The organism is Variovorax sp. P1_H12_2 (assembly GCF_056405335.1).
This window is the reverse complement of record NZ_JBFUCI010000239.1, coordinates 1-9,775: the sequence shown is the minus strand read 5'-3', so window position 1 is coordinate 9,775 and position 9,775 is coordinate 1. Positions and strand designations below refer to the sequence as shown.

Annotated in this window: 9 protein-coding genes; 2 read left to right on the top strand and 7 right to left on the bottom strand. The window is 67.8% G+C overall.

Annotated features, from left to right (window positions below):
- Window positions 1-42: 42 nt before the first annotated feature.
- On the bottom strand, window positions 43-369 hold the full coding sequence (locus AC1D2K_RS21715) for a hypothetical protein (RefSeq protein WP_478090898.1): 327 nt from the start codon (window positions 367-369) through the stop codon (window positions 43-45).
- A gap of 302 nt (window positions 370-671) precedes the next feature.
- Here AC1D2K_RS21715 and AC1D2K_RS21710 point away from each other — a divergent pair, with 302 nt between their 5' ends.
- The gene (locus AC1D2K_RS21710; RefSeq protein ID WP_478090897.1) at window positions 672-1,619 is read left to right on the top strand and encodes an adenylate/guanylate cyclase domain-containing protein; all 948 of its coding nucleotides are present in this window, start codon (window positions 672-674) and stop codon (window positions 1,617-1,619) included.
- On the opposite strand, the gene AC1D2K_RS21705 is transcribed toward AC1D2K_RS21710, so the two are convergent.
- The 3 genes from AC1D2K_RS21705 to AC1D2K_RS21695 all read right to left on the bottom strand — a co-directional run bounded on the left by AC1D2K_RS21705 (window position 1,616) and on the right by AC1D2K_RS21695 (window position 3,441).
- The gene (locus tag AC1D2K_RS21705; RefSeq protein WP_478090896.1) at window positions 1,616-2,161 is read right to left on the bottom strand and encodes a hypothetical protein; all 546 of its coding nucleotides are present in this window, start codon (window positions 2,159-2,161) and stop codon (window positions 1,616-1,618) included. The two genes, AC1D2K_RS21710 and AC1D2K_RS21705, sit on opposite strands and share 4 nt — an antisense overlap.
- A gap of 265 nt (window positions 2,162-2,426) precedes the next feature.
- Window positions 2,427-3,059 (bottom strand): response regulator, encoded by a 633-nt coding sequence (locus tag AC1D2K_RS21700; protein ID WP_478090895.1) that lies wholly within the window; start codon window positions 3,057-3,059, stop codon window positions 2,427-2,429.
- A gap of 184 nt (window positions 3,060-3,243) precedes the next feature.
- Window positions 3,244-3,441: a hypothetical protein gene (locus AC1D2K_RS21695; protein ID WP_478090894.1), complete on the bottom strand. Its 198-nt coding sequence runs from the start codon at window positions 3,439-3,441 to the stop codon at window positions 3,244-3,246.
- 249 nt (window positions 3,442-3,690) lie between these two features.
- Between AC1D2K_RS21695 and AC1D2K_RS21690 the strand changes: the two genes are divergently transcribed.
- Window positions 3,691-5,148, top strand: a complete 1,458-nt coding sequence (locus tag AC1D2K_RS21690; RefSeq protein WP_478090893.1) for a sensor histidine kinase — start codon at window positions 3,691-3,693, stop codon at window positions 5,146-5,148.
- Between the two features lie 14 nt (window positions 5,149-5,162).
- Here AC1D2K_RS21690 and tkt read toward each other — a convergent pair whose 3' ends face one another.
- From tkt to AC1D2K_RS21675, 3 genes are all read right to left on the bottom strand, one after another.
- Window positions 5,163-7,226 carry a transketolase gene (gene tkt, locus AC1D2K_RS21685; RefSeq protein WP_478090892.1) on the bottom strand — a complete coding sequence of 688 codons (2,064 nt, stop codon included), beginning with the start codon at window positions 7,224-7,226 and terminating at the stop codon, window positions 5,163-5,165.
- Window positions 7,227-7,242: 16 nt separating this feature from the next.
- Window positions 7,243-8,262, bottom strand: coding sequence for a phosphogluconate dehydrogenase (NAD(+)-dependent, decarboxylating) (gnd, locus tag AC1D2K_RS21680; protein WP_478090891.1), 1,020 nt, complete (start codon window positions 8,260-8,262; stop codon window positions 7,243-7,245).
- Window positions 8,263-8,400: 138 nt separating this feature from the next.
- Window positions 8,401-9,775, bottom strand: a 1,375-nt coding sequence (locus AC1D2K_RS21675; RefSeq protein ID WP_478090890.1) for a trypsin-like peptidase domain-containing protein, incomplete at its 5' end; no start/stop codon positions are given.

Below are 9,775 nucleotides of genomic sequence, written 5' to 3'. Positions count from 1 at the left end.
AAGGGGGTGGGCGCCCGACACGAAGTGCGGGCAACCTGGGGGTCAGCTATGAAGATGCGTCCGGGGACCCATGGCACCGGGGAGGCCGCCCTTGAACAGGCGATTGATCTGGTGCATCTGGCGCCGTGCGGCGACTTCGCCATCGACGGCGCTGAGGGCGGTCAGCACGTCCTGGCGCAGATACCAGAGCGCTTCGAGGTCGCCGGCGAAACGCACCCGCTGCGCAACGCGCTGCATCGTGTGGCCGCCGTGGACCTGCAGCAGTGACAGCATGGCAGTACGGACCTGGCCCATCTGGCGATCCGGGGAGCGGCGAAAGCCGAGGCCCGGAATGGACAGAAAGCGGAGGAGTCTGCTGGGTGACAGCATGGGATGCAGGCGTGTTGCCGAAAGCCTTGATGGACGCTACGTTAAGCCCGGCCCCCGAGCCACACAAGCGTGGAAACATCATTTCATGTTCAAAAACAACATACTTCACGAAACTGTTCGAGCAGTAGTCGAACAATTGATACCTAAGTTCTAATTTACGATCGAAAAGTAGCACAGCCGCTTGTGTCGAAATGAAAAAGCAACAGCTTGAGGTTCAGCGGGCCCGATTTGAGCGTTTGAGACCGTGTTTGGGCGCTGCTTTGCCATAATCGAATGGCGAGAGCTACCAAAAACTGCACAACATGGGCGCCAATTCCACTGTCGTATTTGCCGATCTGACGGGAAGTACCAGAGTCTTCGAGGCTATGGGGAATGCGCGCGCCACCGAAACCGTGACCCGCTTGACGCAGTGGATCGGCGGCGTCTGCGAATCGCACGGCGGCCGCGTCGTGAAATCGCTGGGCGATGGCGTCTTTGCGATCTTCGCGGAGGGCGTGAGCGCCACCCGCGCCGTATTGGAGATGCAGCGCAACCACCAGAAGCGGCTGCAGACCTGGCCGGCGCCCTTGCGCATGGAACTCCAGATCGGCGTGGCCAGCGGCGAGGTCGTGGAGGTCGACGGCGATTGCTATGGCGATGCGGTCAACCTCGCGTCGCGCCTCAGCGACCTGGCCGGCCCGGGGCAGATCTGGGCCACCGAATCGGTCATCGAACAGCTACACGGCGGCGAGGTCCGCCACCGCAGCCTGGGGCCGATCAACATCCGCGGCAAGAACGAGATGCCGGTGGTGCACCGCATCGACTGGCAGGACGAGGTCTCCGAATTCCTGACGATGCCGGCGTCGCTGGTGCAGCAGCCGCGCGGCGCCGATTCGTCCTTCGGCCAGATCGAACTGGCCTGGCTCGACGTGCGCTCGATGTTCCGCGCCGCGGAACTGCCCATTCATCTGGGACGGGTCGACGAGGCCCAGTTCGTGGTGAACGATCCGAGGGTGTCGCGGCTGCACGCCAGGATCGAGGCCCGCCAGGGCAGCTGCGTGCTGGTCGATGTCAGCACCTATGGCACCTGGGTGCGCTTCCACGGTACGGCCGGTGCCAGCGGCGAGATCGCGCTCAGGCGCGACGAGTGCGTGCTGCACGGCAGCGGGGAGATCGGCCTGGGTGCGCCGCTCAGCGATTTCAGTGCGCCGACCATCTCATTCAACACCACCGGCGGCAACGTGCTGCTGGCCCGCCGGGACCTGCGCTAGCGATCGACTTGGGCCGGCTCGATCATCGCGAGCACGCGGCCATCGCCGACGAACGAATCGCCGACCAGCATCCTGAAGCTGGCGCCGGGCTCGAACTTGGGTAGCGCGAGGTGCGGCGCCAGGAACTCGACGTCCAGCGCCTGCGCCGCGCCGCGTCGAAACCGCTCGTCGGGAGACACCCACCAGCGGGCCGAGAAGGCCTCGTTGCCGACCACCAGCGCGCAACGGTGTTCGCCGGCGGCGACGGCCACGTCCTCGGAGGGCAGCTTCGGCGCACGCAGCGTGAGTTCGACCTGGAGTTGAGGCTCGAACACCGTCCGGGCGTCGAAGGGAGAGGGCGCGGGCGCCGCAGGGCGCCGCAGACGCCCGATCAGCCACGTGATGACGTTGCCGATGATCGGCACCCACAGCAGCATCAACAGGGTTCCGACATCGCGTGCCGTCGAGCCGGGCGCAGCCCGATGCCGCATGACCGCGCCGCCCACCGCCACGCAAAGCAGGATGATCACGATGAGCTTGCGTCTGGACTGGATGGTTGTCATGGGAATTTCGGCTGTCGGGGGGCGGCTTGGGGCCTGAACAGGCCCTAGCTTAACGGTCCGGCCGGAAGGAGGGCGTCCGCCCCCACTGCCTGTTTCGGAGGCAATGAAGCGGAACCCCGCGCGGGGCCACGCTTCGGGCATCGGTGTCCCGGCACTTCACACAGTGTTATCCACAGAATGGCGGCACAAGTCGGCGAGGTGCCTGCGGCGCCGCCACGCTGCGTCTTGCCAGAACGCCTTTCGGCCGATGCGCCGGCCGCGGCGCTCAGTTGATCAACTGATTCTTCAGCGCGTAGTAGGTGAGGTCGCTGTTGGAAGCGAGGTGCATCTTCTCCATCAGCCGGCTGCGGTACGTGCTCACGGTCTTGACCGACAGCGACAGGTGCTCCGCGATGGCGCCGGCGGTCTCCCCGGTCGCCAGCTTGAGGAAGACCTGGAACTCGCGTTCGGAGAGCTGCTCGTGCGGCGCCGCGTCGGTGTTGCGGTCGAGCTGGCGCGCCAGAAGCTCGGCCACGCCCGGCGTGATGTAGCGCCTTCCGAGCGAAATCGTGCGGATCGCCTCGACGATTTCCTGCGGATCGCACTCCTTGTTGAGATAGCCGCTCGCGCCCTGGCGGATCAGGCTCATCGCGTAGTGCTCCTCCGGATAGCCGCTCAGGATCAAGATGCCGGTGTCGGGGGCCTTGGCACGAACCATCGCGATGGCGTCGATGCCGCTCTGGCCTGGCATCGAAAGGTCCATGACCAGGACGTCGATCTCGTGATTGCGCACCAGGTCGATCGCTTCGCGCCCGTTGGCAGCCTCGCCGACCACGCGCAGGTCCACGTGCTGCGAGAAGAAGTCGCGCAGGCCCGAACGAACGATGGCATGGTCATCCACGATTCCGATCTTGATCACCGCTGTCTCCTCGAGTTGTTGGAGGTGGAGAGCTTGCGGGCTGGAGCAGGCGCTTTGCGTCTCCCGAGGGCCCGAGAACGCGTAGGAGAGACGCGACTTCAGCCCGGGCGGATGGATGACACGCGATGCGCGCCTCGCCCCCTCGCCGGCATCGAAGCCGGGGCTGCGACTGGCCGGGTGCCGGTCAGTGCAGCAGCGCAAAGACCGCGGCCGCGGCGGCCAGGCCGCCCAGCACCAGCCAGCTCTTCGAGAAACGCGGCGCGCGGTTCGCCCGGTAACTCTCGAGACGAGCGGGGAGGGTCCGCGAATCCTCCGTCGAGCTGCGGGGGGTGGGGCGTTCGTCGCCGGCAACGGCTTTGGGGTCGGAAGGCACTTGTCTCATGCGGACCGCATTATTCCTTCGAACCGCCGCTGGCGCGAGAGGGCAAACGACTGGTTTGCTGGTCATCATCGAGGAGCGCTCCGCACCCGTCGGCGTCGGATGGGCGCGACAGCGGCAGCACGGAAATCCGATCTCGGGCGTCAGATTCGATGTTTTCGTCGACGCCCTCACGCGACCGGGGGTGATCCCGGGTTGCGATGTGCCCGACTAGCGCAGAGGCTTCGATCATCAGAACTCTGAAAACCCGGAATGACACCCGAGGCGTCGTTCGATGCAAGGCCGGTCCTCGCACGCGCGCGGGTGTCGTTGCGCGCAGAACCCGGCCGCGACCCGGCGCCAGGTGAAGTCGAGGAGGACGCGCCCGCCTTGCGCAACCGCTGGATCCTGGGCCAGCTGACCCGGAGCTTCCTGCGCCAGTCGCGCGCGCGCCAGCCGCTGGCCGTGCTGCTGATCCTGACGATGGCGGCGATCTGCTGGGGCCAGGGGAACCACCTGGCGGTGTCGGCCTGGCTGGTCGCGGGGTTGCTGATCGCGGCGATGCGCTGGCGGGTCGGGCAGGTCTACCTGCGCGACCACCAGGGCGCCGGCCTCGACGCCCTGGCCCTGCTGCTCGCCAGGGCGGCGCCCGTCTTCATCCTGGAGGCGCCGTTCTGGGGTGCGTCGGTGCTCCTGTTCTTCGGCCGCCTTCCGGAGGTGAACCAGTTCGGCTGCTGGCTGGTGCTGACCTTGGTCGTCTACGGGCCCCTCACCCGCCTGGCGCTGGTGCCGTTCGTGTTCCATTGGTCGGTCAATTCGCTCTTCATCGTCATGTTGGCCTGCGTCCTGTACGGGGTCGTCCGCGGGCCGATGCTGGGCTCGGTGAACGACTGGTTCGTGGCGCTCACGCTGCTGCACTGGGCGGTGATCGTCGGGCTGGGCAGGGCGGTCCATGCCAACCAGGAGGAGCACTTCGGCCTTCAATACGACCTGGCCCTGAAGGAGCGGCAGGCCACCGAGGCGGTAAAGACCAAGAATCGCTTCCTCGCGGCCGCGACCCACGACATGCGCCAGCCGGTCTCGGCGCTGGCGCTGTACGCCGACTTCCTCAAGGACAACCCGGAGACGCACGCCGAACTGGCGCCCAAGATCGCCAAGGCCACGGCGGCGGTCAGCCACCTGTTCGACTCCCTCTTCGACCTCTCCATCCTTGAAAGCGGACAGGTGCACCTGACGATCGAGCCGGTCCAGATCGCCGATATCGTGCGCGACCTGCAGCTGCAGTACGAGCCGCTGGCGCAGGCGAAGAACATCCGTCTGCGCGTGCGCGCGGGCCACGCGGTGATCCATTCGGATCGCGTGCGCCTGCGCCGGATGGTGGGCAACGTGCTGTCGAACTCCATCAAGTACAGCCAGGCCGGCAAGAAGATCCTGCTGGCCGCCCGGCTGCACAAGGGCGACGTCGTGGTCGAGGTGTTCGACCAGGGGGTCGGCATCGCCGCCGACAAGATCGAGAAGGTGTTCGAAGAGTTCTACCGCGTGAACGATGCTGCAACACCCGCGGTCGACGGCGTCGGGCTCGGGCTGTCGCTGGTCGCACGCCTGGCCAAGGCACTCAAGTCGGAAGTGCGGCTCGATTCGATCGCGGGCCGTGGCACGCGTTGCTCGATACGCCTCGGCAACCTGCTGCCGGGCGCGGGGAACCACGGCGAGGGGCGAACCCGCCCGTAGCCTTGCCGCTGCCGTCAGGCGGCGGCCTGGTGGACCGAGCGCGCGACCGCGACCACGTGGTCGACAGTGAAGCCGAACGCCTTCTGCAGTTCGGCGAGCGGTGCCGAGGCACCGAAGGTCTGCATGCCGACCACCTTGCCGATCGAGCCGACGTAGCGCTCCCAGCCGAAGGCCGAGGCCTGTTCGATGGCCACGCGCGCGGTCACGGCAGGCGGCAGCACGGCGGCGCGGTAGGCCGGCGTCTGCTGCTCGAACAGGTCCCACGACGGCATCGACACCACGCGCGATCGCAGGCCCTGGGCCAGCAATTGCTCGTGCGCCTGCAAGGCCAGGCTGACCTCGCTGCCGCTGGCGATCAGGATCAGGTCGGGGGCGCCGTCACCCGGCGGCTCGGCCAGCACGTAGGCGCCTTGCGCCACGCCGGAGGCCGGGGCGAGCCGGCTGCGGTCGAGCGTCGGCAAGGGCTGGCGCGAGAGCACCAGCGCGGTCGGCCGGTGCTGCGACTGCAGCGCCACGCGAAAGGCTTCGACCACTTCGTTGGCATCGCCCGGACGCAGCACCGTGAGGCCGGGCATCGCGCGCAGCGACGCCAGCTGCTCGATCGGCTGATGGGTCGGCCCATCCTCGCCATCGCCCATCGCATCGTGCGTGAAGATGAACAGTGTCGGCAACTCCATCAGGGCCGACAGCCGGATCGCCGGCCGTGCGTAGTCGCTGAAGATGAAGAAGGTGGCACCGAAGGGCCGCAGCTTGGACAGCGCCATGCCGTTGACCGCTGCCGCCATCGCATGCTCCCGGATGCCGAAGTGAATGTTCTTTCCGCCCGGGCTCGCGGCCTCGAAATCGCCCGCGCCGGCGTACTTCAGCGTGGTCTTGTTCGAGGACCCGAGATCGGCCGAGCCGCCGATGAACCACGGCACGTTCTGCGCCAGCACGTTGAGAACCTGGCCCGATGCGTCACGGCCGGCCAGGCCCTTGGCATCGGCCGGGAACACCGGGAGGTTCCGGTCCCAGCCGGCGGGCAGCTCGCGCCGCTGCGCCTGTTCGATCTCGAGTGCGAGGGCAGGGAAGCGTGTCCGGTAACGGGCGAAGGCCTGGTTCCAGGCGCTGCGCGCGGCGGCGCCGCGCGCGCCGATGCCGGCCTGGAAATGCTCGCGCACGCCGTCGGGCACCAGGAAGCTGGCGTCTTCGGGCCAGCCGTAGCTGCGTTTGGCGAGGCGGACTTCCTCTTCGCCCAGCGGCTCGCCGTGCGCGGCGGCCGTGTCATGGCGGTGCGGCGAACCCCAGCCGATGTGGCTGTCGAGAATGATCAACGTCGGCCGACCCCGGGTCTTGCGGAAGGTCGAGATCGCCTCCTCGATCATCCCGGTGTCGTTGGCGTCGCCGACCCTCAGCACGTTCCAGTGGTAGGCGGCGAATCGCATCGCCACGTCTTCAGTGAAGGTGATCCGCGTGCTGCCTTCGATCGTGATGTGGTTGTTGTCGTAGATCCAGCACAGGTTCTCGAGCCCGAGGTGGCCGGCCAGCGACGCGGCCTCGGACGCGACGCCCTCCATCAGGCAGCCGTCGCCGCAGACCGCATAGATCCTGTAGTCGAACAGCGCGATGCCGTCCTGGTGATAGCGGTCGGCGAGCCAGCGCTGCGCCATGGCCATGCCGACGCTGGTGGCGACGCCCTGGCCGAGCGGTCCGGTGGTGGTCTCGACGCCGGACACCCAGTGGTACTCGGGATGGCCCGGCGCCTTGCTGCCGAACTGGCGAAAGCGCTGGATGTCGTCCAGCGTGACGGAGGGGGCGCCAAGCAGTTCGTACTCGGCATTGACCGCCATCGTGCCGCTCAGGTGCAGCACCGACCACAGGAGCATCGACGCGTGGCCGTTGGAGAGCACGAAGCGGTCCCGGCCGGGCCAGATCGGGTCCTGCGGGTCGAAGCGCATGACCTTGTTCCACAACGTGTAGACCAACGGAGCCAGCGCCATCGGGGTGCCCGGATGGCCGGAGTTGGCGGCCTGCACCGCATCGATCGACAGCGTGCGGATGGTGTTGATGGCCAACAGGTCGAGCTCGGCATCGGTCATGGTTCGCTCCGTGGATTCACGGCCCGCCGGGCTTTTCCAGATGGCCGCCGAACTGGAATCGCATCGCCGACAGCAGCTTGTTCTGGAAGTCGGCCTCGCCGCGCGAGGAGAAGCGCTCGTACAGCGCCGCGGTGAGCACCGGTGACGGAACGGCTTCGTCGATCGCTGCCTTGAGGGTCCAGCGGCCTTCGCCCGAATCGGAAACCCGGCCGGCGAACTTCGCGAGCGCCGGATCCTCGACCAGCGCGGTGGCCGTCAGGTCGAGCAGCCAGGAGGCAATGACGCTGCCGCGGCGCCAGACCTCGGCGATGTCGGGCAGCGCGAGATCGTACCGGTAGCGCTCGGGGTGGCGCAGCGGCGTGGTCTCGGCATCGACGTCGTGCTGCTGGCTGCCGATGTTGGCGGCCTTCAAGATGCCCATGCCTTCGGCGTAGGCGGCCATGATGCCGTACTCGATGCCGTTGTGGACCATCTTCACGAAATGGCCGGCACCGCTCTCGCCGCATCGCAGGTAGCCGTTCTCGGCAGTGCCGGCCGCCTTGTCCCGGCCGGGGGTGCGCTCGATGGTGCCGATGCCGGGCGCCAGGGTCTTGAAGATCGGATCGAGCCGCTCGACGGTCGCCCGCGGACCTCCGATCATCATGCAGTAGCCGCGCTCGAGTCCCCAGACGCCGCCGCTGGTGCCGACGTCGACGTAGTCGATCTTCCTTGCTGCCAGCTCGCTGGCCCGGCGAATGTCGTCCACGTAGTAGGAGTTGCCGCCGTCGATCAGCGTGTCGCCGGCGTCGAGGTGCGGCAACAGGTCGGCAATGGCCTGGTCGACCACCGCCGCCGGCACCATGAGCCAGATGGCACGCGGCCTCTCGAGCCTGGCGGCCAGGTCGGCCAGCGACGAGGCGCCGGTGGCGCCTTCCTCCGCGAGCGCACGGACCGCGTGGTCCGAACGGTCGAACACCGTGCACCGATGGCCATTCCCGAGCAGACGGCGAACCATGTTCGAGCCCATGCGGCCGAGACCGATCATTCCGAGTTGCATGCTGATGTCCTTGTGGTTCGACGACTGGTGGGTCCAAAGAGATCGACGCGGCGAGCAGCCCCCTGCAGCCGCATGCGGCGGCCGCCTGCGCGATCATGCGCTTTTCGACCGGCAATCGTGAAGGGCAGGCCGCGCGCCTCAATCCGGAAGCGCGACCGGAACATAGGCCCAGCGGCGATCGCGTACCACCAGCAGCGCGACGGTCCGACCCGGGGGCAGATGCTCGAGCGCCCGCCTGAAGTCCTCGACACGTTCGAGCCGCGTGTTGTTGATGGCGACGATGAGATCGCCCGGGCGAATGCCCTCGCTGCGTGCCAGCCCGGCGGACTCGCGGACCATCAGGCCGCCGTCGCTGCCCAGTTGCAGTTGCACCCGCTGTAGCGGCGACAGCTCGCCCAGGCGCAGGCCGAGGCCGTCGCCCCAGGCCGCTGCAAGCGGGATGCCCAGGGTCCGCCGCGGCGCAGGCTGCTCGGAGAGCGTCACCCTGAGCGACTGCCGGGTTCCTGCTCGCCATACGTCCAGCTGCCGGCGGGTTCCGGGCGGGAGATCGGCAACGCGTTGCACCAATTCGGTGAAGCGCGAGACCGCGACGCCGTCGAACGCCGTGACGATGTCTCCGCGCACCAGACCCGCGGCCTGGGCCGGACCGTCGGCATCGACCCGGACCACAAGGGCACCCTTTGCCTCCGGCAAGCCGAAGGAACGGGCCAGTGCGGGCGTCACCTCCTGGAGTTCGGCGCCGAGCCGGGCCCGGCGGACGCGGCCGGTGGCCCTCAGCTGCCCGGCAATCTTCATCGCCAGGTTGATCGGCACGGAAAAGGACAGCCCCATGTAGCCGCCGCTGCCGCTGTAGATCAACGAATTGATCGCGACCACTTCGCCGCGGCTGTTGAACAGCGGGCTGCCGGAACTGCCGGGATTGATCGCAACGTCGCTCTGGATGAAGGGAATCTCACCGGCGCCGCCGATGAGGCGGTCCACCGCGCTGACGACACCGGTCGTGACGCTGCCATGAAAACCGAACGGTGCGCCGATCGCGGCCACCCAATCGCCCGGTGCCAGCTGCGACGAATCGCCGATGACAGCGACGGGCAGGCCGGTGGCCTCGATCTTCACCAGCGCGACGTCCGTGCGTCGATCGGCTCCGACCACCCGGGCCTGGAAGCGGCGCCCATCGTGCAGCCGGATGGTGGCCTCGTCGATGTCCGCGACCACGTGTGCGCTGGTGAGGATCAAGCCGTCGCTCGTGAGGATGACGCCCGAGGCGACGTCCCTGATCTGGCTGACCTGCACGCTCGCGGGCAGCGACCAGGGCAGGCGGTCCGCGAAGTCGAGCTCCGACGCGATCTCGAGTTCGAGTCCTTCGCGGCTCTCGTCGCGGCCGACACGCAGCGTGTTGATGTCGACCACCATCGCGGTGCGACTCGCCACCAGCGAGGAAAACGCAGGCGCGGGCGAGCCCGAAGCATCGAAGGCGGGCAGCCGCGCGGCACCGCCGGCGCAGGCATTCAGC